The 25,192-nt window shown below is 69.2% G+C and carries 21 protein-coding genes; 6 read left to right on the forward strand and 15 right to left on the reverse strand.

Annotated features, from left to right (window positions below; genetic code table 11):
- Nucleotides 1-3 precede the first annotated feature (3 nt).
- The 7 genes from tssK to KY572_RS04275 all read right to left on the reverse strand — a co-directional run bounded on the left by tssK (nucleotide 4) and on the right by KY572_RS04275 (nucleotide 7,328).
- Nucleotides 4-1,389, reverse strand: coding sequence for a type VI secretion system baseplate subunit TssK (gene tssK / locus KY572_RS04245; protein WP_224240867.1), 1,386 nt, complete (start codon nucleotides 1,387-1,389; stop codon nucleotides 4-6).
- Entirely contained in the window at nucleotides 1,386-1,892 is a 507-nt protein-coding gene (gene tssJ / locus KY572_RS04250; RefSeq protein ID WP_263451363.1) for a type VI secretion system lipoprotein TssJ, read from the reverse strand. Before tssJ ends, tssK begins: the two co-directional genes overlap by 4 nt.
- 215 nt (nucleotides 1,893-2,107) lie before the next feature.
- On the reverse strand, nucleotides 2,108-2,599 hold the full coding sequence (locus tag KY572_RS04255) for a hypothetical protein (RefSeq protein WP_224240869.1): 492 nt from the start codon (nucleotides 2,597-2,599) through the stop codon (nucleotides 2,108-2,110).
- Nucleotides 2,590-3,129, reverse strand: coding sequence for a hypothetical protein (locus tag KY572_RS04260; protein ID WP_224240870.1), 540 nt, complete (start codon nucleotides 3,127-3,129; stop codon nucleotides 2,590-2,592). Before KY572_RS04260 ends, KY572_RS04255 begins: the two co-directional genes overlap by 10 nt.
- Nucleotides 3,130-3,165: 36 nt before the next feature.
- Nucleotides 3,166-3,414, reverse strand: a complete 249-nt coding sequence (locus KY572_RS04265) for a hypothetical protein (RefSeq protein ID WP_224240871.1) — start codon at nucleotides 3,412-3,414, stop codon at nucleotides 3,166-3,168.
- Nucleotides 3,411-3,893 (reverse strand): hypothetical protein, encoded by a 483-nt coding sequence (locus KY572_RS04270; RefSeq protein WP_224240872.1) that lies wholly within the window; start codon nucleotides 3,891-3,893, stop codon nucleotides 3,411-3,413. The genes KY572_RS04265 and KY572_RS04270 overlap by 4 nt, the downstream gene beginning before the upstream one ends.
- A gap of 27 nt (nucleotides 3,894-3,920) precedes the next feature.
- Nucleotides 3,921-7,328: a type VI secretion system Vgr family protein gene (locus KY572_RS04275; protein WP_224240873.1), complete on the reverse strand. Its 3,408-nt coding sequence runs from the start codon at nucleotides 7,326-7,328 to the stop codon at nucleotides 3,921-3,923.
- Between the two features lie 118 nt (nucleotides 7,329-7,446).
- Between KY572_RS04275 and KY572_RS04280 the strand changes: the two genes are divergently transcribed.
- Nucleotides 7,447-9,714: a type VI secretion system Vgr family protein gene (locus KY572_RS04280; protein ID WP_224240874.1), complete on the forward strand. Its 2,268-nt coding sequence runs from the start codon at nucleotides 7,447-7,449 to the stop codon at nucleotides 9,712-9,714.
- Nucleotides 9,715-9,732: 18 nt separating this feature from the next.
- Here KY572_RS04280 and KY572_RS04285 read toward each other — a convergent pair whose 3' ends face one another.
- Nucleotides 9,733-11,145: a TIGR02270 family protein gene (locus KY572_RS04285; RefSeq protein ID WP_224240875.1), complete on the reverse strand. Its 1,413-nt coding sequence runs from the start codon at nucleotides 11,143-11,145 to the stop codon at nucleotides 9,733-9,735.
- 108 nt (nucleotides 11,146-11,253) lie between these two features.
- Between KY572_RS04285 and KY572_RS04290 the strand changes: the two genes are divergently transcribed.
- The gene (locus tag KY572_RS04290) at nucleotides 11,254-12,369 is read left to right on the forward strand and encodes a hypothetical protein (RefSeq protein WP_224240876.1); all 1,116 of its coding nucleotides are present in this window, start codon (nucleotides 11,254-11,256) and stop codon (nucleotides 12,367-12,369) included.
- Between the two features lie 7 nt (nucleotides 12,370-12,376).
- On the opposite strand, the gene KY572_RS04295 is transcribed toward KY572_RS04290, so the two are convergent.
- Both KY572_RS04295 and KY572_RS04300 read right to left on the reverse strand, forming a co-directional pair.
- Nucleotides 12,377-12,961: an imm11 family protein gene (locus tag KY572_RS04295; RefSeq protein ID WP_224240877.1), complete on the reverse strand. Its 585-nt coding sequence runs from the start codon at nucleotides 12,959-12,961 to the stop codon at nucleotides 12,377-12,379.
- Nucleotides 12,962-12,982: 21 nt separating this feature from the next.
- Nucleotides 12,983-13,858 carry an AHH domain-containing protein gene (locus KY572_RS04300; protein WP_224240878.1) on the reverse strand — a complete coding sequence of 292 codons (876 nt, stop codon included), beginning with the start codon at nucleotides 13,856-13,858 and terminating at the stop codon, nucleotides 12,983-12,985.
- Nucleotides 13,859-13,991: 133 nt separating this feature from the next.
- On the opposite strand from KY572_RS04300, the gene KY572_RS04305 reads away from it, so the two are divergent.
- Nucleotides 13,992-14,786 (forward strand): immunity 49 family protein, encoded by a 795-nt coding sequence (locus KY572_RS04305; protein ID WP_224240879.1) that lies wholly within the window; start codon nucleotides 13,992-13,994, stop codon nucleotides 14,784-14,786.
- A gap of 15 nt (nucleotides 14,787-14,801) precedes the next feature.
- On the opposite strand, the gene KY572_RS04310 is transcribed toward KY572_RS04305, so the two are convergent.
- From KY572_RS04310 to KY572_RS04325, 4 genes are read right to left on the reverse strand one after another with little or no spacing between them, the layout of a single operon-like run.
- On the reverse strand, nucleotides 14,802-15,266 hold the full coding sequence (locus KY572_RS04310) for a DUF4150 domain-containing protein (RefSeq protein WP_224240880.1): 465 nt from the start codon (nucleotides 15,264-15,266) through the stop codon (nucleotides 14,802-14,804).
- Between the two features lie 45 nt (nucleotides 15,267-15,311).
- Nucleotides 15,312-16,343: a DUF2169 family type VI secretion system accessory protein gene (locus tag KY572_RS04315; RefSeq protein ID WP_224240881.1), complete on the reverse strand. Its 1,032-nt coding sequence runs from the start codon at nucleotides 16,341-16,343 to the stop codon at nucleotides 15,312-15,314.
- Nucleotides 16,279-17,796 carry an HTTM domain-containing protein gene (locus KY572_RS04320; protein WP_224240882.1) on the reverse strand — a complete coding sequence of 506 codons (1,518 nt, stop codon included), beginning with the start codon at nucleotides 17,794-17,796 and terminating at the stop codon, nucleotides 16,279-16,281. Before KY572_RS04320 ends, KY572_RS04315 begins: the two co-directional genes overlap by 65 nt.
- Nucleotides 17,789-18,994, reverse strand: a complete 1,206-nt coding sequence (locus tag KY572_RS04325) for an imelysin family protein (protein ID WP_224240883.1) — start codon at nucleotides 18,992-18,994, stop codon at nucleotides 17,789-17,791. Before KY572_RS04325 ends, KY572_RS04320 begins: the two co-directional genes overlap by 8 nt.
- A gap of 175 nt (nucleotides 18,995-19,169) precedes the next feature.
- Between KY572_RS04325 and KY572_RS04330 the strand changes: the two genes are divergently transcribed.
- From KY572_RS04330 to KY572_RS04340, 3 genes are all read left to right on the forward strand, one after another.
- Nucleotides 19,170-20,669 (forward strand): hypothetical protein, encoded by a 1,500-nt coding sequence (locus tag KY572_RS04330; protein WP_224240884.1) that lies wholly within the window; start codon nucleotides 19,170-19,172, stop codon nucleotides 20,667-20,669.
- Nucleotides 20,670-20,713: 44 nt separating this feature from the next.
- Nucleotides 20,714-23,155, forward strand: a complete 2,442-nt coding sequence (locus KY572_RS04335; RefSeq protein ID WP_224240885.1) for a TonB-dependent receptor family protein — start codon at nucleotides 20,714-20,716, stop codon at nucleotides 23,153-23,155.
- Between the two features lie 116 nt (nucleotides 23,156-23,271).
- Nucleotides 23,272-23,658, forward strand: a complete 387-nt coding sequence (locus tag KY572_RS04340; RefSeq protein WP_224240886.1) for a hypothetical protein — start codon at nucleotides 23,272-23,274, stop codon at nucleotides 23,656-23,658.
- A 10-nt stretch (nucleotides 23,659-23,668) separates the two neighbouring features.
- On the opposite strand, the gene KY572_RS04345 is transcribed toward KY572_RS04340, so the two are convergent.
- Nucleotides 23,669-25,180 carry a Y-family DNA polymerase gene (locus KY572_RS04345; protein WP_224240887.1) on the reverse strand — a complete coding sequence of 504 codons (1,512 nt, stop codon included), beginning with the start codon at nucleotides 25,178-25,180 and terminating at the stop codon, nucleotides 23,669-23,671.
- Between the last annotated feature and the right edge of the window lie 12 nt (nucleotides 25,181-25,192).

Here is a 25,192-nt window from a genome sequence, read left to right on the forward strand (position 1 = left end):
GTGTCAGCGCCCCCTGCTGCCTTCCTTCTTGCCCGGCACGCCCATCAGCTCCAGCTTCGTCCGCGCGGGATCGAAGGGCTGGGGCAGATAGATGGCGAGCGTCTGGTCCTTGATGGCGTCCTTCCAGTAGCGATCCGTGGTGTCGAGCGAGAAGTAGACGACCTTCGGCTTGACGGGGACCTCGGGCGGAGGCCGGAACGTCACCTGGAGCGGCACGCCGGGCGTGGCGGCCTGGATGATGTTGTGGATCTCGTCCCAGCTGGCGATCTTCGCCAGGGCCGGGAGCTGATCGGCGGTCTGCTGCTCGAGCAGATGGTCCGCCTTCACCGCGAGGATGAACTGGGTGCAGCGCGCCAGCCGCTCGTCCTCGAGCCGGCCCAGGTGCATTCCGTCCTTGCGCGACTCGAGCGCGATGGCGACCGACTGCTCCAGGGCCACCGAGCGCAGCAGCCCGTCCAGGCGCTGGAAGAGCCCCTCGAAGGTGACGCGCAGGTTGGTGTACTGGAACTTGGGCAGGTTGGCCGGATCCGAGTCGGCGGAGAACGTGGAGAGCTGGCCGGCGGCCTGGCACAGCAGCAGGTAGAGGAACTGCGGCGACATGTCCGCCGCCTCCACCGCGTGGGCCACCTGGGGGATGAGCCCGTTGAGCGTGCTGAGCTGGAGGAACTTCGTCACGTCCGCGCCGGTGAACTCCAGCGAGGCCTCGTCCCGGTGGCGGCGCGTGTCGGACAGCTCGCGCTGCTTGCCGTGCATGGACTTCAGCAGCTGCCGCAGGTTCGCCAGGATGTAGGGCGAGGCGGAGATGCGCAGGCACGGCGGGATGTACGAGGGCGAGAGCACCGCGGCGCCCGTCTTGTCCCGGATCAGCTCGCCGATCTTGATGACCTCGTAGTCCTCGCGAGGCTCGGTGCCGAAGAGGAAGCGGATGTTGCGCTGGGCGAAGGCCACGGAGGACGTGGACTCGGTGGTGATGAGGTCCGCCACCGAGCGGCTCACCACGCTGAAGCGGGGCGCGGTGGTGGAGCCGTTCACGTCGCCATAGCTGGCCACGCCGTCGCGCTCGCGGGCCACGCCCAGGTACACGTCCAGCGACTTCTTCGAGGCGCCGAAGTGCTCCTCGATGGGCCGGGCGGGAGGCTCCTCGGGCTGACCGCGCTCGAAGGTGACGGGCAGGCCGTCCGGGAGGATGCCGAAGAAGCGCAGCAGCTGGAGCTGGCCGGCCGCCATGGCCTTGTCGTCCACCTCCATCTCCACCACGCCCCAGTCATAGGGCGTCATGGCGCCCAGCCGGGCCGACAGCAGGGCCTCGTGGTAGAGGTCCGCCTGCTGCAGGTGGTGGGGATTCATGAACATCCCCTCGGACCAAACGACGCGCTGAGGAATCTTCATCCTCGCCCCTCCGCCCTGCCCCGGGCCTCGACCCGGTAGTCCTCGAGATAGAAGTAAAGCGGAGGCGGCTTGGCCCCCGGCTTCTTCACGGCGTCACAGAGCTCGGGAGTGACCTCTGGCAGCCGCTGGATGGAGCGCCACACCTGGCCGGCGGGCCGGCGGAAGACGCCCAGAACGACGATGTAGTTCGACTTCGGATCGCGCGAGAGCTGCCGCGTCAACGTCTGGCCCGGCTCGAGCGTCAGCTCGTCCGTGGCGATCAGATCGTCCTCCAGGACTTCCTTGGGACGCTGCCACACGTCCTGGAACTCGGACGCCTCCAGGCGCCGGATGTCCTTGAGCTGGAGCACCTGGACGATCGTGGAGAGAGAGCTCCCCCGGTCATCCGGATTGAGGCGCTCGCTCGCCTCGAGGAGGACGGCGATCGGAGGCGGCTCCTTGCACGGCTCGGACGGAGCAGCCGCGCGGGGACAGCCCGCCAGCCACACCGCGAACCCGAGCATGAGCGCCGCCCGCCACCTGGATCCCCCCCAGCTGCCCCAGACCTGCTGCCACCACCCGGCCAGCATGCAAACCCCTATAAGAACACGTGGAAAGCCGGTGCACGCTGCCACACCAAAACGTTCAGTTCAAGGCAGCGACCCAATTCAGGCAGCCCCCCCAGGCAGGCCCTCCACCCAGGTGGCCTCTGTCTGGAGCGTCGTGAGGACCTGGTGCGTCACCTGCCCTTCGCGGGCAGGGCCGCCTCATGGGCACGGATCGCCTCGGCGGTCTGGCCCTCGGCCACGGGCACGAAGGCCAGCAGCGCCACGTCCTTCGCGTCCGCCGGGGCGGGCCGGAAGGCCGCCATCAGCCGCTGCCCTACCTGAATGGTCGCGGCGCCTCCGAAGGACCAGAAGCCGGACTGCCGGGGAAGCGAGCCGCGAAGCACCTGCTCCAGCTCGAACTCCACACGGATCCGGGAACCTCGCGTCCCCGTGTTGGAGGCCTTCACCTCGCGCACCTTCACGAGCGCGACGCTGCCCCCCATTTCCACACACTCCCGCAACAACTGCGCATCGAGGGTCTCGGGCTGCGTCGGCATGCGTGACTCCTGGGAGGGGGAAGGGGGCGTGGGGGGAGCGGGGCTCGGAGGGCTGGCGGGCCCGGCCGAGCACGCGAAGACGAGCGACAGCGTGCACAGGGCGCCCAGGCGCGGGTTCATCGCCATGAGGGGCTCTCGTCCACGGTGTGCCAGTTGCGGTGGAGGGAGAAGACGCGGCCGAGCGCGCCGTTCACCAGGACCTGGATGTAGTCGCGCTCGACGCGGATGCCGTCGACGACGTGGGCCCAGCGCGCCACGAAGATCTCCTCGCCCGCCTGCGTCTCGTAGTCGGCCACCTCGAGCACCGCGTCCTTGGGAGGGTTGGCGGCCTCGGTGGCAACCTGGAGCGCCTGCTCCTTGGAGAGCCCTCGCGCGCACCGCTCGGCGAAGCCCGCGAAGAGCCAGGAGCGCTGCTCTCCGGTGACAGGGCTGTAGCGCGCCGAGTACTCGGAGATCCGCTGGTACATGCCGAAGCTCACCCGCTTGTAGGGCCCCTTGCGCTCCACCTTCTCCGGGAGGGCCTGGACATAGTGCTTGAGCATGAGGACGGCCTCGGGCGTCCCCTGGCGCTCCAGATCGCGCTCGATGACGCGGAAGACGGCCTCCTCGGCGCGCGTGATGGAGCCTCGATCCTCGGGCGTTGTCTCGTCTGCCATGGCTCTTCGTTTCCTCCCCTCTTCCCGGTCCAGGCGCTAGCGCGAGCGCCGGACGCGCACCACCTCGGCCGTCGCGTCCTGGACGGCCAGCTCCACCCAGCGCCCTCCGGCGAACACGTAGCGCACGAGCCAGACGAGCACGTCCCGCACCACGGAGGGCTTCTCCGCGGGCCCCTCGCCGAGCTCGATGTACTGGCGCTCGGCCGAGGCGAACCGGGCCTCCGCGGGAACCTCCTGGGCCTCGCGGGCGGCATTCGCGGCCGCCACGGCCTGCTCGCGTGTCACGGGGCCTCCACATCCGCGGGCAGGACGGAGATGACGGCCCGCCGCACGGGGTTGATGCGCACCGTCAGGCCCGGCGCGGCATTCGGGCCAGGCTCCTCGAACCGCAGCTCCAGGCAGTCGCCCTCCCCCTTGCGGGACTCGACCAGCCGGAGCCCAAGGCGCAGCAGGCCACTGCTCCTGGCGATCGTCAGGGCCTCGCCGTCGGACAGCGGCTCCCAGCGACACTTCTCCCACTTGTCGTGATCGACGTAGCCCACCACGCGATCGTCGGCATCGAGCACCACCTCGAACTGGCTGTAGCGCCGGTAGAGGATCGCGGTCTGATCGACGACATAGCGCAGCTCGACGGAATCCCAGGACAGGGCGTCCTCGGGAGCCACGAGGACAGGCTCGGCGCGGAACTCACCGGACAGGTGCTGCTCGGCGAACGCGAGACAGTCCTCGAGGGCCTTCTTCTGGAGCGTGTCGAGATCGACCATGGGCGTCGTCGGAGCCTCGCCGCGAGGCTACTTCAGAAGCGAGGCCACGCTGGTGACGAATCCGGAGATGGCCCGGCCCAGCGCGGTGAAGGGCTGGAGGAAGGGGTGGGCGATGGCGCCGCCGCCCGCGCCCATCAGCACGGGACGCATGCTGTGGTAGTACGGCGCGCCCGTGTCGAAGAAGACGGCGGGGATCTTGTTGGGGTTGAACGAATAGGAGTTCCCCCACTTCTGATAGAAGTTGCGCGCCATGGCGCGCGCGTCCCCATCAGGGATGTAGCATCGGAAGGCCAGGTAGTTGCGGGTGCCCCGGGCGATGAAGGCCTCGCCGAGGCTGCGCTCCCAGGCGGCCACGCAGGTGTCCATGTACACGAGGTAGCGCGGCACGCTGGGCACGGCCTTCTTGGTCCGCGTCTCCGTATCACCGAAGTCCGTGCTGCCCAGGACGACCACGCTGCGCCAGTTGCCTCCGGGCTGGGGATCCGGCGGGTTCTTGTTCGTCGGATCGTTGAGCCAGTTGGCGGGGTTGTTCCGGTCCACCACGTTGCCGTGGCTGGCGTGGTGGTAGGCGTAGGTGTTGCGGATGACGGAGCCCCAGTTGCGCAGGGGCACGTTGGCCGCGTTGGAGGCCCAGGTGCCCACCTTGTGGTGAGGCTTGGCGCGCAGCAGCCCGGCGATCTCGTTCATCTCCGCCTGGGTGGTCAGCCCGCCGCCCGCGGGGGTGTCCGCCACCGCGTCGCTGACCACCGCGTGCCAGTACTCCACCCGCAGCGTCTTCGCCTTGTCCTTGCTGAGATCGAGCGGGCTGTTCCCGGTGAGCGCCTTGTGGGACAGCTTCACGCGGAAATAGAAGTACGGGCTGTTCCAGGGATCCCACGGCAGGCTCTTGGCCTCGAAGACCCAGACGGGCGGCCTGCCCGTCTTCTTGGCCACCAGCTTGCCGCCCTTGACGATCAGATCCTTCAGGGTGCCCACGCGCGCGCCGGTGACGCAGTGGTGGATCGAGATCAACCCCCGAGCCCCATCCGGCACGTTCTCGGTCTCCACCTGGGGGATGACCTTGGCGTCCGCGGGGATGGCACCGCCCGGCGGCGCGCCGCTGTTGTGGTTGGGGAGGATCTTGTTCTTCTCCCATCTGGCCGTCTTGATGCTGGGAACGGGCTCCTTCTTCGGCTCCTTGGGCGCCTTGGCCTTCTTGCGCTTGAGGCTCTTCTGCGAGCCGGCGGGCACGTGCTTGACCTCGGCGCCCTTGAGCTTCGTCTGGCTGCCGTCGACGGTGACGGTGCTGCCCGTCCACTTCATCTCGCCGGACTGCTCGACGGTGAGCACCACCTTGCCTCCCACGGAGAGGGTGAGCTTGTCCGCCTTCCACTCGAACTCCTTGGCCAGCCAGGAGAGGCCGCCCGTGACGGTGTAGAGCGCGTCTCCCTTCACCGTCTCGGTGTGGTCCTTGTGCGTCTCCACCTTGAGGCTCTCGGGCGTCTCCGTCTTGAGCTCCCCCACGATCTTCGTGGAGCGGTTGCCGCCGACGCGCTCCTCGCGGCTGCCCTGGATGAGCTCCGTGGAGGAGCGCCCGATCTGCTCGGCCCTCACCCCGACGATCGCCTCGTTCATCGCCGCGCCGACGGCGATCGAGTAGGCGCCTCCCACCGTCAGCGCCTTGGCCGCGCCCACCGTCTCGGAGGAGGCCATCGCCACCTCCACGTTGCGCGCCATGGCCACCTTGATGCTCTGGAGGGCGGTGACCTCCTCGACGTGGTCCTTGTCGATCTCCACGTCGCGGTTGCCCATCACCTGGAGCGTCTGGTTGCCCTGGACGGAGGTGGTGTCCTGGCGCTGCACGGTGAGGAACTGGTTGCCGTCGACGCTCTGGGTGCGGTTGCCCGTCACCTTCAGGGACTCGTGGGAGCCCACGCGCTGCGTCTTGTCGTTCTCCACCTGGATGCGCCAGTCCTTCTGGCCATGCAGGTGGATCAGCTCCTGCGCCGCCGCGTCCTCGAACAGCAGCTCGTTGAAGCCGTTGTTGCCGGGGCTGGAGCTGGAGCGCAGCGTGCTCTTCGTCTTCTCGTCCGGCAGCGCCACCGGCGTGGGGTGCTCGCCGTTGTAGACCGAGCCCACCACGAGCGGGCGATCCGGATCGCCCTCCAGGAAGCGGACCACCACCTCCTGGCCCACACGCGGCAGGTACAGCGCGCCCCAGCCCGCTCCGGCCCAGGCCTGGCTGACGCGGATCCAGCACGAGCTCCTGTCGTCTCCCGGCGCCTCGCGATCCCAGTGGAAGCGGACCTTGATGCGGCCGTGCTCGTCGGTGTGGATCTCCTCGCCCGAGGGCCCCACCACGATCGCCGTCTGCGCGCCCGCGATCGTGGGCACCGGGGTGAGGCGCGGCGGACGGAACGGCACCGCCGCGGGGATGGCGTGGAAGCGGCTCTGGTAGGCCTCGTGCCCGCCCGAGTGCTCCACCGAGATCAGCAGGAACTCACCCTCGAAGGAGTGATCCGGGTGCTCCGTCAGCGTGAAGGTGCGGCCGGGCGCCAGGCGCACGCTCGAGCACTCGCCCTGGCAGCGCTCGACGTCGTGGCGCAGCTCCTCCAGCCGCACCTTCGCCGTGCCTCGACCCGCGCCGGGCGCCACGTAGCCTCCCGGTGAGTCGTACACCTCCAGCTCGGAGTTCGCATTCGCCGCCTGGCTGTCCACCGTCAGATCCAGGGACGGGCGCACGAAGTCGAAGTCCCGCAGGACCACCGCCCCGGGCCGGACCCAGGCCGCGCGCTCCACGCCGAGCACGTGCTCCCCGGAGGTCTCCGCGCCCGTGGCGCCCCGGAACGGCAGCCGGGCATCTCCCGGGAGCGGCGAGTGCGCGTTCGGTCCGTCGCCCAGCACCAGGACGTGGGAGTCCTGGGTGTGTTCGAAGGCGTAGCAGATGCCCTCGGCCTCGAGCAGGCGCGAGACGAAGTCGAAGTCGGACTCGCGGTACTGCACGCAGTAGTCCCGCGCCGGGTAGCTGCCCTCCAGGTTGCTGCCGTGAGCGATGCCGGCCTCGTCGAGCACCTGCTGGACGATCTCCGGCACGGACTTCTGCTGGAAGATGCGGCTGCGGCGCACGTGGCGCAGCTTCCAGAACTCGGGGACCAGCTGCACCCGGTAGCGCAGCCGCCCCTGCCGCTCGCCCAGCGCCTCCACGCGGGAGACCAGGCCGTGCACGAACCGGGAGGCGCCGCTCACGTGATCCAGGAGCGAGAGCAGCCCCTTCTTGCCCAGCAGCTCCCTGGGCTGGATCACCGTCTCGCCCGTGGAGGCCAGCTCCACCGTGAAGGCGAACGCGCGGGACAGCTCCTCGCGCCCGGTGAACGCGGTGACGGCGAGATCGTGCGAGGTGTAGGCCCCCGCCTCGAACTCGAATGCGATGCGGCGAGTCTCTGGTCCTGAGGGCACATCCGCTCCTGCTGCGACGAACCGCGGGCCAACACGTTATCATGAACGACCACCGCGGATGGACGCTGGCCGAGAGGCACGTCTATCGTCCGCGGGCCGCGCAGCCGAGGAGTTTCCGGTGAGACCAGCCAGTGCCATGACCGCCAGCGAGCCCGAGTTCGAGTTCGAAGCGGGCCCCTTCTCCCAGGGAGAGCTCGCCGTCCTGGAGTTCGAGGCCCGGGAGAGCATGTCCGGACCCTACCGGGTGGAGATCGTCTTCACCGCGGCCCTGGACATCATCGTGGAGGCCGCCGATCTGCTCGGCCAGCCCGCCGCGCTGGTCATCCACCAGGGGGAGGACATCCGCTACCTGCACGGGATCCTCTCGGAGCTGAGCCGGTGGAACACGGGAGAGGGTCCCCAGCGCAACCGCTACCGGGCCGTGCTCGAGCCGCGCTTCCACCAGCTACGCCACACCCGGCGCAGCCGCATCTTCCAGCAGAAGTCCGTGCCGGAGATCATCCAGCAGGTTCTGGACGAGGGGCAGGTGGCGTACGCCCTGGAGCTGCAGGGCTCCTACTCGCCCCGGGACTACTGCGTGCAGTACCGCGAGTCCGACTTCGACTTCGTCTCGCGGCTGATGGAGGAGGTGGGCATCTCCTACTTCTTCCGCCACGAGCAGGGCTCTCACGAGATGGTCATGGGGGATTCCCCCAATATGCACACGCCCATCCTGGGAGATCCCATCCTGCCCTTCCGGGATCCCGCGGGCATGGCGGCGGATGAGGAGTGCGTCTACGCCTTCAGCGGGAAGCTCGAGGTGGTCCCCGGGAAGGTGGCGCTGCGGGACTTCGACTTCGTGCGGCCGTCGCTGGACATGACGGTGGACAGCGAGGCCTCGGAGGGAGACGCGGCGCTCGAGGTGTACGACTACCCGGGCAAGTACGAGGATCCGAGCCCCGGCCGTGACGTGGCGAAGGTGCGGCTGGAGGAACTGCGCGCTCCGGAGCAGGTGGCCTGGGGCCAGTGCCAGAGCCGACGCATGTCTCCCGGGAGCAGGTTCTCGCTGTCGGGCCACGCGGAGCCGGAGCTCAACCAGGAGTACCTGCTGCTGTCGGTGTCGCACGAGGGCCACCAGCCGGAGGGGCTGCTGTTCGAGCAGCAGAACGCGGGCCACGCCGGCCGCAAGCCGTACCAGTGCACCTTCCACTGCATGCCCGCGGCAGTGCCCTATCGCCCGCCGCGGCGCACCCCGCGCCCGGTGATCCCCGGGCCCCAGACGGCGATCGTGGTGGGGCCCTCGGGCGAGGAGATCCACACCGACGAGCACGGCCGGGTGAAGGTGAAGTTCCACTGGGATCGCGAGGCGCCCGGGGACGACAGGAGCTCGTGCTGGATCCGCGTCAGCCAGGCCTGGGCGGGGCCGGGCTGGGGCGCGCTGTACCTGCCGCGTGTGGGCCAGGAGGTGGTGGTGGACTTCCTGGAGGGCGATCCGGATCGCCCGCTGATCACCGGCCGCGTGTACAACGGGCACCAGCCTCCCCCGGCGGATCTGCCCGGCAAGCGGACCCAGAGCACGCTGCGCTCGGACTCCAGCCCGGGCGGCGGCGGCTTCAACGAGTTCCGCTTCGAGGATGCCGCGGGAGAGGAGGAGATCTACCTCCACGCCCAGAAGGACATGGACATCGTCATCGAGAACGACAAGACCCAGTCCGTCGGAGGGAACGAGTCGCTCACGGTGGCCAAGGAGCGCCGGCGCGAGGTGGGCGGAAACCAGTCCCTGAGCGTGGGCGGCAATGACGAGACGCGCGTCACCGGCAACCAGTCGCTGGAGGTGAAGGCGAGCCGGACGACGACGGTGGCGGGCACGCACTCGGAGACGATCGGCGGCTCGCAGAACATCGAGGTGGGCGGCGCGCAGAGCGTGCTGGTGGGGCTGGCCTCCACGGAGACGGTGGGCCTGGCCCGCGCGCTCAACGTGGGCGGAGCCTACGCCGTCACCGTGGGCGCCGCGATGAACGTGGCCGTGGCGGGCGTGAAGGCCGAGGAGGTGGGCGGCTCCAAGACGGAGATCATCGGCGCGCAGAAGACGGAGAAGATCGCCGGCTCCCGGTCGCTCAACGTGGCCAAGGAGATGACCGAGACGGTGGGAGAGAACCGCAAGCTGGACGTGGGCAAGGATCTGGTCGTGAACGTGGGAGGCATCCTCCAGCAGGCCACCACGAAGGCGCACAAGATCTCGGCCAAGGAGATCTCCATCACCGCCGAGGAGAACTTCACCATCACGGTGGGCTCGGCGTCCGTCACGTTCAAGAAGAGCGGGGACATCGTCATCAAGGGCGGCAAGATCGAGGTGACGGCCAGCGGTGAAGTGGTGATCAAGGGCAGCAAGACCACCGACAACTGAGCGCCGCGGCGCTCGGGCTCACCCGGCGAAGAGCCGGTCGAACGGGCGCAGGAGCTGCTCCGAGCGCAGTCCCGCCGCCGCCCGCATCTGCTGCCGCTGGGCGTGCGTCCACGTCCGGGGCTCCACCTGGCAGGAGCCCTTGCTCCGGATGGCCAGCTCCCACGCGAGGATGGCGCGACGGTTGAGGGGCTCCGCCTCCAGCGCGGCGCGGATCACCTCCACTGAGAGAGGCTGGCCCCGGAGGTAGCGGCCCGAGGGCTCGAAGCGCTTGCGCTCCGCGGCCCACCACCGCTCCACGCGCTCCGGGAGCACCTTGCCTGGGAGCACCTCGGGGCCGGGGAGCAGCTCGGGGCTGGAGGGCGCCTCCCCTCCTTCTTCGTCGTCCTCGTCCTCGAGGTTGTCGGCTTCGGCCTCCTCCGCAGCGAACTCGGCTTCGAAGGTCTCCTCCTCGGCGGTCTTCTCCTCCTCCTCGATGAAAGGGGGTGCCAGGGGAAGGCCGGTGATGGCCGCGAAGGACTCGGCGGCGAGCCGATCTCCCGTGGCCTGGAGCGCCTGGAAAGCCGCATCCGCCGCCGCGAGGCGTCCACTGAAGCCGAGCGCCCAGAGGGCCTCGTCCCGCAGCGAGGGATCCTCCAGGGCGGCCACGAGCAGCTCCAGCTCCCGGGCCTCGCCGCTCAGCGCGAGCGCGAGCAGCGCGATCCGGGGCACCTCGCCTCCCGCCTCCACGAGCTGACGGCAGCGCGCCCAGGCCTGGCGATGGCCCACCACCAGCCCGGCCTCCAGCGCGGCGTCAAGGACCTGAGGCTCCGGCTCCGAGAGCCCCAGGCGGATCAGCTCGTCGGCCATGGAGCGGGAGGCGAACCGGGCGGCGCGGACGGCCACGGTCCGGAGGGCGGTGTCCTCGCCGAGCTTCATGGCCCGGAGCGCCGGCGTGACATCCGCCTGGCGGAAGCGCAGGGCGGCGAGCGCGCGGATCTGATCATCGAGCTGGCCGTTCGGCAGCGCGCTCAGGAGCGCCGGGGTGATGTCCTCGCGCGGGCACAGCTCCACGGCGCGGCGGATGCCCTCTCCCACCTCTTCGGCACCTTCGGCCAGCCACTCGAAGACCTTCTCTCGCCAGTCCGCGTCCTCGGCGTTCAGCAGCGCCAGGGCGGCGACGCTGACGGGCACCACCTCCTCGCCCTCCAGCGCGGGGAGCAGGAGCCGCTCGGCCACCGGACGACCACCCAGGACGAGCGCATCGAGATGCGCCAGCAGGCGCCGCTCCTCGCCCTGCTCCACCTCCGCCAGCACATAGTCAGGAGCCCAGAGGACCTGCTCCCACCGGGACCAGAGGAAGGTGGCTTCCTCGAAATGCACCTCCATCAGCTCCCAGGGGATGGGAGGGCGGCGGAAGGCGCGAGGGGGACGAGGCTTCGACGGCACGGACACGGGGCGCATCCTAACCCGCCTCGCATGGGGCGGAGCCCTTCCAGTGCTGGCCCGTCCTCGGGGGCTATGGAACAATCCGCCGGGCACATGTTGGGACAGGTGAAAGCGATGGGGTTGGCCTCGTCCCTGGGGCCGCTGATCCCCGCGAGCGCGGCCTTCCGGGCCGGCGTGGCGCGGCCCTCTCCCGCGCCCGACTTCGAGCACTTCGTCCAGGGCGAGGAGGAGCCCGGCACCGTGGCGATCCACGCGCTGCCGGTGGCGACCTTCGGCTTCTCGGGCGTGGGGCGCATGATCGCCTTGCTCACGGAGGCGCTGGCCGATCTGGCGACACGTGAGGATCTGGCGGGGCTGGAGCCGGAGACGGGGCTCTACGTGGCGCTGCCCGATCCCCAGGAGCGGGGCTTCACCACGGGCAAGGACACCTTCCACGAGGATCCGGACACGGCCGCCGCGCGCGTGGAGGCGCTGGGAGCGCGGGTGGTCCGGGGCGCCTTCGAGACGCTGCGGATTGCCTGGCGGGGGGCACCGGCGCGCTTCTTCCAGGGAGGCAACGCGGCGTTCGCCCTGGCGCTGGCGGCGGCGGGAGAGGAGCTGCGCTCCCGGCGGATTCGAAGTGCACTGGTGTGCGCGGTGGACAGCCTCGGCTCGTCGACGACGTTGAACCTGCTGCGCGAGCAGGGGCGCCTGAAGACGCAGGACAACCCGACGGGCCTCATCCCGGGAGAGGCGGCGGTGGCGCTGCTGCTGACGGCGCCTGCTCGAAGACAGGGAGAGGCGAAGGAGCCGGCGGTGTTCCTGCGCGCCGTGGCGCTCGGGAAGGATTCGCATCCGCCCGAGGGAGACAGCCCCACGGATGCGAGGCCCCTGGCCCAGTGCCTCATCACGGCGCTGGGGCCCCTGCCGGCCCAGGCTCCCGTGCCAGTGCTGCTCACGGACCATGATGGTCAGCACCACCGGGCGTACGAGTTTGGAATGCTCCAGTTCCAGCTCACGAGCACCGAGCAGCGGCTGGGTATGGCTCCGGCCTGGGTGCCTGCGCTGAGCTTCGGGAACACGGGCGCGGCCTCGGGAGGCATGGGAGCGGCGATCGCGTTCCGGGCGCTGCAGCGGGGCTACGCGCCCTCACCTTCCCTGCTCGTGCTCTCCTCGTCGGACTCGGGAGAGCGGGCGGCGATCCACATCTCGAGCGACGACGGAGCCGCTGCCTCCGGACGCGCCCGGTAGGACCGCGTCAGAGCTCGAGCCCGTTCCAGCCCTCGGCCTTGTAGACCTTGAAGCCGCTCAACCCCGCCTTCTTGAACTCCTCGAGGACATCCTCGCGAATCAGGACCAGACGGCGTTGCTTGGAGCATCGGAACATCTTCATCCCAGGACGAATGCCCTTCTCATTGATGGCGAGCTTCTTGATACGCCCGACCTGCTCCTTCTCCATGCTGTTCATCTTGTAGACGGACTTCTCCATGTCGATGGCCTCCTCGCCCCCCAACAGGTTGAGGAAGGAGTAGTCCTTGCCTACCACCTGGCCCTTGTGGTCCTTGATGTCCACCGGCAGGTATTCGGCGTTGGTGATCTCCAGCGACTCGAGGAGTTTCCGCGTCCGCTCCGAGATGATGAAGGCACTCAGGGTGTTCGTCTGGAAGTCGTAGAGCTTCCGGTTGTCCGGGAAGTTGTCCGAGAACTGAACCGCCGCCCCTTTGGGGAACTCGCGGATCAGGCTCTCGCCTTCGTCAAAACGCCACTCGGTCGGGCTCTTGGGCGGATACATCTCGATGAGCCCACCGTCCGGGGCATTCGTCTTGAGTACGAAGTAGTTCATGCGTTCTCCGCTGTGGCTGAATTAGTAGAGCGCTCCCCAGTCATAGGTGCTCGTTCCTTGCTGGGGCGCGTAGCGTACGTGTGGATGGACGAACGTCTGCCCCTCGGTGATGGCGTCCACCAAGGAGCGGCTCAGATCCACGAGGTAATCCCAGAAATACTCTTCGAGATCCTTCAGTCGCTCGAAGACATCCTCAACCAATGCTTTGTGGGGTTCCTTCTTGTCGATCTTCTTCTGGAGTTCCTTGGAGATCTCCCGGAGTTTCTCCATCACGAGTTGCGTGTAGTTCGGGTGATCGCCCGGATGTTGGATGAGCGCATGCACGGGCACGGCCCAGGCCTCATCCGGGAGGTTGATGATGTTGTGACCGTGGTTGATGTTGTAGTCACACTGAAGGATGAGGCGATACTGCTGGTACGTGAAGACATGCTCCTCCTTCCCGTTGACCTTGTTGACGTAATAGAAGGCCGAGCCGGGGAGCATGTGGTGCGCCTCCCAGGCGTAGGGCCACTTCTGCCCCGCGTCGTTGCCCGCGGCGTCCTTGGCGCTCGGATCGAAGTTCTGCGCGGGCCCACCCGGAAACTCCGCGGTCTTGCGGACCAGATCCCGGATCTCGTCCAGGTACTTGTGGCTGAAGTTCCGGTACACGTCCCGGCCATCCTTGGAGCGCAGGTAGTCGGACCCGTTCTGGGCATAGCCCTTGACCTTCCCGAGCACGCCCTTCGGCACGGAGTTGGCGTCCACGTGATCGCCGGTGGCGGAGGCGTCCGTTGTCTTCTTCTTGTTCTTCTTGGGCTTCACGAAGGCCGCGTACCGGCGCTTGGCGCTCCGCTCGAGGATGTCCCCGAGCTTCTGCGCCAGGTCCGTGTTCATCTCGCCCTTGGACACGAACGTCATCTGAGCACCCGCCTGAAGAGGGGCCTGTCACCGCGCCCGCTTGCTGCCCCAACCTGCCTTCAATGCTGCCCCCCTGTCCACTCCTGGCCTAGGCTGCTGCCCTGTTCCCCACCTGCCCCGTCCTGGAGCCCTCATGGCCAACCTGATGTCCCTGCGCTCGGATGCCGCCGCGGAGCTCGGCAAGCTCTTCCAGCGCTTCCAGCCGGGCGCGGACCGGGACACCCTGCTGTCCCAGTTCGACATTCTCATCCGGGACTTCCACATCATCGCCGTCGCCACCCTGCTCGTGGACGGCAACGCCCAGGGCTTCTTCCTCAACCTCTGCCGCGCCGCCGAGAACTGGCGCCGCCTGCTCGCCCTGCTGCGCTCCCGGAAGCTCGCGCCCCCGCCCGCCACGAAGACGACGCCCCTGCTGGCCGCGCTCGCCGCCGGCCACTTCGAGCTGGCTGACGCCCTCGCCAGCGCTCCCTCCGCCGAGCGGATCGAGGGCGAGGAGTACGAGGATGAGTACCTGTGGGCCTCCATCTTCCGGCACCTCGCCCGACACAGCCCCTCGCCCGTCGCCACCGTGAAGCCCCTGGTGGCGCGGCTCTTGAAGGCCAACAAGAAGGAGTACGCCAGCCGCTGCGACATGGCCCTGGCCCTGCTCACCCAGGACGCGGAGGGCTTCACGAAGGCCTTCGAGCAGGCCCGGCTCGACTACGAGCTGCAGACCGAGAAGAAGGCGGCGAACTTCGCCACGCCCGTCACCGCGTTCGCGCCCCACCGCTTCCTCTGGCTGGAGGGGCTCGCCCTGCTCCGGCTGGCCGAGCGCGCCGGCTTCGCGCTCGAGGCCACCGACTACAAGTACTGCCCCCCGCTGGCCCGCGTGCCGATGACCGCGAAGTACGCGGGCGACTGGACCATCCCCGCCGTCAAGGAGCCGTGAGCCCCTCGCGCGCGCTCAGAGCTCCTTCTCGCAGATGAGGCACTTGGACTTCTCGCCCATCTTGCCCATGGAGATGACGGGCCCCTGGAGCACGGGAAAGGGCGGCGTGTTCTTGTCGTTGTGCAGCATCAGGTCGAAGGAGCGCGCCACGCCCTTGCCCTCGAAGCTGACGTCGAAGGAGTAGTTGACGAACTCGGCCTTGCCCTTCGTCTTGCTTGAGGCCACGCCGCCGCCCGCGGTGCCGGCCTCGTCTCCCGTGCTCGTCTTGAAGTTCGAGTCCGCGATGCACGCGGGCTTGCCGTCCACCTTCACCTTCTTGGTGCCTTTGTCGGTGTCCGAGGACTGGGCGATGTTGGGGTACGGGATGGGGATGGGGCCGCCGGGGCTCGGCGTCTTGCACACGTCCGGGAAGGCGATGGTCGTCCCGTTCGTGTCCTGAGTCACCACCGACAGCATGTTCACGCCCACACTGGTGCTCATCCGGGACTCCCTGTGCTGCCGCTCGGCTCGCGCGTGGCTGGCATTCTACCGCTGCTTTCCGAGGATTGCTTGCGGCGCCCAACGTTCGGAGCCTGGACTCTCGACGCGGATCGCCTCCACCTCGGTCGGCTCCCGGACGAGCTTGAGCAGCCCCCTCCAGAGCAGGGAGAGCTTCATCTCGTCGGTGTCGATGATGACGGTGTCCAGGCGCAGCTCGAGCTCCTCGTCCGAGCCTCGCTTGCGCCACACCTGGACGCGCGGCGGAGCAAGCCCGGGGAGGCTGAAGGCGAGCCGACCCTCGGGGGTGGCGTTGGCGATGACCACGGGCTCGTTGCCTTGGAGGTAGCCGGGGGCGATGAGTCCAGGCGAGGCGGCGTTGAGGAAGCGCCGATCGAAGTCGCGCGGCAGCAGGGGCTTGCGGGACTTCTCCCAGGCCGCGTCATAGGTGCCCGCGAAGGAGGCGCGGGGCTGCCAGCTCGGGCCGAGGAAGCCGAAGCCCGCGGGCGGAGGGCTGTCGCCCCAGTCCCTCAGGAGCTGGGAGGGATCCTCCAGGTTGGGCAGCCGCACGTCCTCCTCGAAGCGGCTCCCCTTGGGCCGGAACCCCGTGCCCACCGGGTTGCGCGGCTCGAGCGGGCCGCCCAGGGCCCGCTCGTAGCGGAGGGGAATGCGCTCGAAGGGCGCGGGCTTCGTCATGGCGATGCTACCCATGCTCTTGAACCAGAGCCGATCCCCGATGACCTTCACGCCCTTCTGCAGCGCTCCGACCTTCAGCGCGACCAGCAGCTCGCGCGTGCCACGCTCCTTCGCGTGGGCGTGTCCCACGAGGACCACGTCCGTGGCCGGCTTGAAGAAGGCGCCCTCGGGCTCATAGCGATCGCTGGACGCGTCCGCGTCGTCCCACTTCCTCCCGGCCAGCTCGAGCGGCTCCTGCTCCTCGGCCAGGGTCAGACGGCCCTGGGGGCTGATCCAGAAGGTGGCCTTCACCACCGGGACGAGCAACGGCCGCATCTCCTCATCGGTGAGGAAGAGCGGCTCGAAGGTGAAGGGCGTGAGGTTCTCGGTGCTGGGATGCCCCATGGGCTCCTTGTAGCAGCAACGGCTCCCGCTCCACAGGGCGGAGGCGAACGGGCGGCGAGTCCGGAGAGGGACGGATCCAGCGCTTGGGGGCGAGCCCGTCCGGCTCCCGGGCGAGATCCACCTCGGGCTCGAGGAAGATCTCCGAGGAGCGCCCGTTCAGGGACACGCGCGCGTCGGCGTGGACCTCCACGGGTCCCCTGCCCTGCGCCTCGAAGTCACGGGCGATCCGGTGGGCCAGCTGCAGGATGAGATCGGGCTGCACGGACATCTCCCGCTCCTGCAGCCGCGTGAGGTACTGGCTGGGGGGCACGTGCCACTCGCGGCCCGTGGCGGGGTTGCGGACCACGAACGTCACGCTGCCATTCTTCTCCCGCGCCATCACCCGCCACGAGAAGCGCAGGCCCTGCTCGTGCCAGAGCACGTTGCCACCATAGAGGTGGGTCCTCAGGGGCATGAGCAGCTGGATGCAGCCGTAGGCCACGGCCACGCCCAGCGCCAGCCAGGCCTTCCGACTGGGAGGCCCCCAGGCCGGCACCGCGCGAGGCGCTGGCGGGCTGGACGGACGCGCCTGCCTCCCGAGCCGACCGCGCAGCCACGCTCCGAGACGTCGCGGCCAGGAGGGCTCGAAGAAGACCCACACGGCGGTGACCATGATGACGGGGAACATCCCGATGGGGAACAGCGCCGAGGTCCCCGCGTGGAACGCCAGGACGGCCACATAGGCGAACGGGCGCAGCCTGCGCGTCAGGAGGAAGAGGACGATGGTCGTGTCGAAGAGGAACCCCGACCAGGCCGCCACGTACGCCACCCAGCGCTCATCCAGGAACGGCCCCAGCAGCGGGAGGCTCGTGCGCGCCGTGAGCCAGATCTGCAGCGGCTGCGCGTGGATGAGCCAGTCCGACGTGAGCTTGGCCAGCCCGGCGAACACGTAGACGACGGCCACCTGGAAGCGCAGCAGGTACGTGCACCACGCGGGCAGCCAGTCCTGTCGCAGCTCCGGCTTGCGCCACGCGTCGATGGAGAAGGCCCGGTGCGCCGGGATGAAGCACAGGAGCCCCGCCAGCAGGCTCACCAGGTAGTAGTGGTTGAGGTAGGTGGTGACGTCCACGAGCTGGACGTAGGAGAAGGCGACGAAGAGCAGCGCGATCGCCACGCGGTAGCAGAAGCCCGCCGCCACGCAGAGCCCCAGCACCACCAGCGCCCCGAAGACGACGTGGATCCACGGCGCCGGGAGCGCCGGCACCCAGCCGAAGCCCCAGTACGTGAAGTGGAACCTGGGCCGGACGAAGAACTCGTCCACCCAGCCATAGGCCAGGAAGCGCGTGGCCGACACCGCCACCAGCAGCCCGAAGACGATCCGGAACGCCACCAGCGCCGCGATGTCCTTCGGGGCGAGCAGGCGCTCCCAGAGGCGGCTCACGCCGCCCCGCCCGGTCTCCGCGGACTCAGTCATTGTCCCCTTCCACCGACTGCGGCAGCTCGAGGTCGAGCGTGGTGACGAACTCCGTCTTGATCAGATCCGTCCCAGCCTTGAGCGCGTCGTAGAAGGCGCGGACCGAGGCCTTGTCCTGGGTGAGCGCCTGATCGAGATCCGGCTCGTTGATGGCCTCGAGCGCCGCCTGCGCGGCGATCAGGTTCGTGCGCAGCTTGCCCGCCAGCGTATCGGCGCCGACGGAGACGAGCAGATCGTCGAACCCGGGCCCGCTGAAGTCCTGGCCGCAGCCCTCGCTCAGCTTGCGGAAGCCCACCAGGTTGGAGCGGAGGTTCGCCTTCGAGCGCGAAGCGTAGCGAGACTCCAGGAACTCCGGGCAGACATCCGAGGTGCACTCGCGCAGGCCCAGCGGCCGGGCCAGCTTCAGATCCTTGACGTCATGCTCCACATAGAAGAGCGCGTCGCTCAGGGAGTTCAGCGCCGCCTGGGTCGTCGGGTACACCGTGTTGCCCGCGCCCGCCGTCTCGAGCGTCTGCGCGAAGCCGCCCTCCCACGCCTGCACGAGCCGCTCCGCGTGGCGACGCACCTCCTTGGCCGCCGCCAGCGCGTACGCCCGCTTGCGGGAGTCGCGCTCCTCGGCGGACAGCGCCGCCCACGTGCCCTGGGACACGATGGGCGAGCTCGCCGCGCATGCGGTGTCACTGCCCTCGTAGAACAGCAGGTACTCCATGGCGTTGAGCCCGCGCCGGCTCACCAGCGTCGTCGGGAAGCTGGCCGACTCGTAGCCGCGAGCGACGATCTGCTCCTCGACGGCGCACCGGTTGACGAGCGGCCAGGAGTAGATGTTGTCGCGGATCTCCGCGCCGCCCGGCTGGAGCGTCGTCGCCGCGGGGCCGATCTGCAGCACCTCGAGCACCTGCCACACGTCCATGGCCCGGTGGAACGCCTCGCGCGCGGCCTGGCGCGTGCTCGCCTCGGGGCCGGACACCAGCGCCGACGTCGCCGTCTCCAGCGCCGCCGCCGCCGTCTGGAATTCCCTCGCGTGGGTGAGCACGCAGGTGCCCGCGGCGCTCAGCACGTTCTTGCGGACATCCTCCGTGCCAGGCCCCGGCCCGCCATCAGGCTTGTCATTCTTCTCCTTGCAGGCGCACAGACACACGAGCGCGGCGAGCGAGATCACCCTCGCGCCCTGGAGCTTCCCAAAACGAATTCGTGGCATGCGCGCTGCCCTAGCAGACGATTCTGGAAATGACAACCATTCTCAAAAACCAGCCACGACACTTCTTGACAGTTCACGCGCTCCCACGATACCTGCGGGCCACTTCGATTAATGAAAACGATAATCGTTTTCATTTTCTGCTCTCAATTCATCGGTTTTCTGGAGGGGTCGATACATGAAGAACGAGACGGAGCGTCCTGGCACCTGGGCCACGCTGGCGAGCGCCGCTCTGCTGGTGTGTGCCCTGGCTTTCGCGGGTGGCTGCGGTGATGACGAGGATCCGCCGAACGAGCCCGCGCCGGACGGTGGCACGCAGACCCCGGATGGCGGCAACCAGACTCCGGACGGCGGCAACCAGACTCCGGACGGCGGCACCACGGATGGAGGCACGCAGTCCACGGACACCGAGTTCGCGGCGGTGCGCTTCAACACGGACGGCACCGTGGACACCACCTTCGGCACCAACGGCATCGCCAAGGTGGACGTGGGCCCGGCTTCGGGGACCACGCGTGAGATCCTCTGGGACATGAAGGCCGACAGCTCGAACCGGCTCGTCCTGTTCGGCGGCAAGAAGGGCGACAACCGGACGGATCTGGACCGCGTCGTCGTGCGACTGACGGCGGATGGCGCGCTCGACACCACGTTCGCCACCAGCGGCGTGCAGACCCTCAACCTGGGCGGCCTGGGCGACAACGCGCGTGGCGGCCTCATCCAGTCGGACGGGAAGATCCTCGCCTCGGGCTACACCACCATGCCCACGGGCGTGGGCTCGCAGTCGTCCCAGCGGGTGGTGCTGCAGCGGCTGAACACGGATGGCTCGGCGGACAACACGTTCGGCTCGAAGGGCGTGCTGACCTCGATGCCGTTCCTGCCCGCCGACCCGGCCAACACGGAGTGGGGCGCGGCCGAGGCGTACGCCGTGGGCCGGCAGTCGACCGGCAACTACGTCACCGCGGGCTATGGCCGCCTGGGCGCCTCGGGCACCGTGGACATGCTCTCCTTCCGCTACACGAGCACGGGCGCGCTGGACACCACGTGGGGCAACAACGGCACCGTCCTGCTGAACGTGCAGAACCAGGACGATCGCGGCCGCAACCTGGTCGTGCTGCCGGATGATCGCGTGTTCGTGGTGGGCAGCGCCGTGGCTACCACGAACAACGTGGACGCCATGGTGGCGTTCCTCCAGGCGAACAACGGGGCGCTGGACACCTCCTTCACCCCGGACGGCTACAAGCTCTACTCCTTCGGCCGCCCGGATGACTCGTTCTTCGGGGCCGCGGTCTCCCCCGCCGGGGACCGGGTCGCCGCGGCGGGCTACCGCGCCGGTGGCAGCGAGAACGAGGACTCCACGCTGCTCCTGCTGCCCATCGGTGGCGGCGGCGGCGCCGAGTTCGCCCAGCCCGTGCCGACCTCCACGACGGCGAACGATCGCTTCTGGGCCGTCACCTTCGACGCGACGGGCAAGGCCTATGCCGCGGGCTTCGTCGCCGAGGGCACGGACACCCAGATGGTCGTGGCGCGCTTCAACTCGGACGGCACCCGGGACACGGCCTTCGGCCAGGGCGGCATCGCGAAGATCAACGTCGTCACTGCCGGTAATCTCGAGACTGCACGCGCAGTCGTCGTCCAGTCCAACGGCAAGGTGGTAGTGGCGGGCATCGTCGAGAAGCAGTAGTCCCCTGCCCGAAGTCGTAGCGAGCCCCTGAAGGAGAAGTGTCGATGCATGCACGGATGTGGGTGGTCGCGGCGGTCTTCCTCGTCGCCGCGACGAGGGCGAAGGCTCAGTCGTCCGAGCCTGGGATCGCCGTGCCGCCTGGCGAGGGAGCGTCCGCCCCGCCGGCTTCCCAGCCACCGGCTGCTCCTTCAGAGGCCAGTACTCCCCCGGCGCCCGAGCTTGAGGCGCCTCCGTCGCCGGCACCGGGAACCCCGCCGGGCGATGCACCGCTCGCACCCTCCCCCGAGGGAACGAGCCCCGCGTCCGACGAGGCCTCCGCTCCGACGGCGCCTGATCTGACGCCTCCGGTGGCGGGCCCCGCTCCCGAGGCTCCGCCGGAGTCCACCGAGCCGGCGCAGAAGAAGTTCGAGAGCGTGGTCGTCGGCACCTCGGAGGCGCGGACGAGCGGCTCGGTGCACGTCGTCAAGTCGAGCAAGCTGCAGCGCTTCGAGCTGGATGATCCGCAGGCCGTCTTCCAGTCCGTCCCTGGCGTCTACGCCCGAGGCGAGGATGGCTTCGGGCTCCGGCCGAACGTGGGCCTGCGCGGGGTGAACCCCGATCGCAGCAAGAAGGTGACGCTGCTGGAGGACGGGGTGCTCTTCGGTCCAGCGCCCTACTCCGCTCCGGCGGCCTACTTCTTCCCGCTGATCACCCGCATGCAGGCGGTGCGCATCCTCAAGGGGCCCGCGGCCATCCAGCATGGCCCGCAGACGGTGGGCGGCTCCGTGGAGCTCATCACCCGGGACATCCCCGCCGAGGAGGACTACGGGGTGGACCTGGCCGGAGGCGTGAACCTCTACGGCAAGTTCCACGGCCACTACGGCGCGAGCACCGAGCGCTCCGGGTTCGTGGTGGAGGGGGTGCACCTGCGCAACAACGGCTTCAAGGAGCTCGACGGAGGAGGCCACACGGGCTTCCGCCGCAACGAGTGGATGCTGAAGGCCCGCCACCTGCTGGATGGAACGGGCGAGTCCCGGCAGAGCCTGCAGCTCAAGCTGGGCTACTCCGACGAGGCCTCCAACGAGACATATCTGGGCCTGAGCGACGAGGACTTCCGCGCCAACCCCCTGCGCCGCTACGCCGCCAGCCGCCAGGATCGCATGGAGAACCAGCGCACCCAGGTGGTCCTCAGCCATCAGTTCGAGGCCGGCGGGCTGGCGGTGACGAGCACCGCGTACCGGCACGACTACCACCGCATCTGGCGGAAGGTGAACCACTTCCAGGGCACGGACATCGCCAGCGTGCTCGCGGATCCCACCAGCGCGCGCAAGGCCATCTACTACGCCGTGCTCACCGGGCAGATCGACAGCTCGACGCCCGAGGAGACGCTCTTCATCGGTCCCAATGATCGCCAGTTCGTCTCGCAGGGAATCCAGAGCGTGGCCCGGTGGAGCACCACCACGGGCCCCCTGAGCCACAACCTGGAGGCCGGCGTGCGCTATCACTTCGACAGCGTCGTTCGGCTCCACACGGAGGATGGCTTCCGGATGGTGGCCGGCGAGCTCGTCTCGGACGGCGCGCCCACGAGGACCACCGCGAACAACCGGGACGCGACGAACGCCCTGGCGCTCCACGTGGCGGACGCGGTGTCCTGGGGGCCGCTGGTGCTGACGCCCGGTGTCCGCATGGAGATCGTGCGCTCGCGGTCCCTGGATCGCCTCACCGGGGACCGTCAGAGCGGAGCGCTCGAGGTGGTGCTGCCGGGCCTGGGTGTCTATGGCGCGCTCACCCGCTCCCTGGGACTGTTCGCCGGAGCGTACCGGGGCTTCTCGCCTCCGGCGCCGGGCCAGCCGTCCGCGGTGCTGCCCGAGACGAGCATCAACTTCGAGTCCGGTGCCCGCTGGACGCGCAGCGGCGAGCGCTTCGAGGTGGTGGGCTTCCTCAACGCCTACGAGAACCTGACGGACGTCTGCACCTTCTCCAACGGGTGTCTGACCGACAACCTGGATCGCCAGGTGGACGCCGGCAGGGCCCGGATCATGGGCATCGAGGTCTTCGCGGAGAAGACGTTCCGGCCCGGCGGCGGAGTGACGTTCCCCACGTCGCTGGCCTACACGTTCACGCAGACCGAGCTGCTCGAGTCCTTCCGCTCCTCGGATCCGCAGTACGGCGTGGTGAACGCCGGTGACGAGATGCCGTACGTGCCGAAGCACCAGCTCTTCGCCTCGGCGGGCGTGGAGTCGGCGTTCGGAGGTGTCCACCTGAGCAGCACCTTCGTGGACTCCATGCGCGAGGAGGCGGGCCAGGGCGAGCCGGCGCCGGGGAAGAAGACGGATGTCCTGCTGACGTTCGATCTGAACGCGAGCTGGCACTTCGCGAAGGACGCGGATGTGTACTTCAGCGCGCGCAACCTGCTGGACAAGCAGGTCATCGTGGGACGCCTGCCCTATGGCGCTCGGCCGAACGCTCCCCGGACGATGCTGGTGGGCCTGAAATACTCGTTCTGAAGTCCGCGGTCTTCCTCGCGAATTAACCTCGAGACGGCTCCGGGGTTCTCTCCACAGAGACCGCCGGAGCCGCCGGGGTTCCGACGCTCGAAGTCACACCCGAGGAGACCCACTTCATGCGTATCAAGACCGCCGTGCTGTCCACTGCCCTCGCCTCGCTCCTGTTCGCCACCTCCACGCTCGCCGCCGAGAGCCCCGCGCCGCAGGGCAAGGAGTTCCGCTCGGGCGACTGCCACGGCGGCAGGGAAGAGAAGATGTTCCGCAAGATGGCGCGCATGGAGCACCGGCTGGACCGCGCCGTCGAGAAGGGCCGCCTCACCTCGGCCCAGGCGGAGCAGTTCAAGGCCGAGGCCCGCCAGCTGCGCGAGGAGTTCCAGAGCCAGCGCCAGGCCAACGGTGGCCAGCTCACCGACGCGCAGAAGCAGCAGTTCCATCAGCGCAAGCAGGAGCTGCGCGCGAAGGTGAAGGCGGCGCTGAAGGCCACCGCGCCCCAGGGCGTGTGAGGCTCGGGGCTCAGTCGAAGAGGCCCTGGAGGTAGAAGCGGCCGTCCTGCGCATCCCGAAAGACCCAGGCGGGGCCGAGCCCCTCGAAGTGGACGCGGTAGTAGTCCCGACTGAAGGGTGACTGCGCCCACCACTCCCCGCCCAGGCGCTCGGGGCCGGCCATGGCCACCACCCGGCGCCGCTTGCCCAGCAGCCACGCCGCGAGCAGCTCGCCGGACTCCGTCACCTCGGCATCCAGCGTGGCGGGCTGCTCCAGCAGCCGGGAGGGGCGCTCCTTCAGCGCCTCATCCACCGGCACCTCCACCTCTTCCTCCGGCAGCAGCTCTCCCGCCATGCCTCGCGTGGAGGCCGGAGGATGGAAGGCCCGAGCCACGTAGGCCTGCTCGGGGCGGTGGACGGCCTCCAGCGAGGCGGAGAACAGCGCCTCCTCGCCCAGCGTCGTGGCCAGCCGCGACAGCACCACCTCCAGCGCCGCATCTCCTTCTGGCGTGTCTCCGAGCGCGAGCTGCTGGCCGCGATCCTCGCTGTGCTCTTCCACGCGCACGGAGAGCGTCGCCACCGGGTTCTCCAGCCGCAGATCGGACAGCTGGTGGCGGGCCAGATCCAGCAGCAGCTTCGCGCGCGCCGTGGGCCGAGCCAGCGTGAGCGGCAGCTCCACCAGCCCGGAGGGATCCAGCTTCAGCACGAAGCTCAGCCGCACCGCCGCCCGGCGCCGTCCGGCCAGTCGCGCGCAGAGCCGATCCAGCACCGTCTTGAGGGCGAACTGCAGGGGCTCGAAGGACTCGGCGGGCCACTCCAGCGTCATCCGCTCCTCGAGCACTTCCTCCAGCACGGCAGCGACGAAGGGAGTGTCATCCCCTCCTCCGCAGAGCGTGTGCGCTTGCAGGCCCGCGGCGCCACCTCGAGCCGCCACCGCGCCCGCGGGCAACGCCGCCACCTCTCCCAGCGTGCTCAGCCCGAGCGCGGCGAAGGCCTCGCGCTCCCGGCCCTCCAGCGCGGTGAGCGGCAGGGGCGCCAGCGCGCGCGCACTGCCACCCTCGGGAACCACCAGCACGGGCCGGGTGCCAAGACGGGCCAGCACCCGGGCGGTGAACAGCTCCGAGGCCACCACGGCCTTGCCCCGGTAGCCATGGCCCGAGCAGACCTCCAGCGCTCGCAGGCACAGCCCCTCCTCGCCACCGAAGAGGTGCGCGGCGCTCGCGTCGAACCACATCCCGTCCGGCGCGGAGAGCTGGAAGCCGGGCGCGACGCACATCAGCGCTTCGCCCAGGGACATCAACGCGCGGGCCTCTTCCCCGGCCCGGTAGGGGAAGTGCTGGAGCGAGGGCTCCAGGGCCGTGGCGGCGGTCAGCGTCATCCCCGTCCGGACGCCGGCCTTCAGCGCGCTCGACGAGGCGAAGGCCACCCGTCGCTGGCCTCGAACCTCCTCCTCCAGCACGAAGGGCTTGCCCGCCAGCGAGGGCATCTCGATGACCCTGCGCTGCGCTGGGAAGCGCGAGAGGTGCAGATAGCCGAGCCGCATGAGCCCCTCCCG

Origin of the sequence: Hyalangium gracile (genome assembly GCF_020103725.1) — a bacterium.
In the GTDB taxonomy this organism is placed as follows: Bacteria; Myxococcota; Myxococcia; order Myxococcales; family Myxococcaceae; genus Hyalangium; species Hyalangium gracile.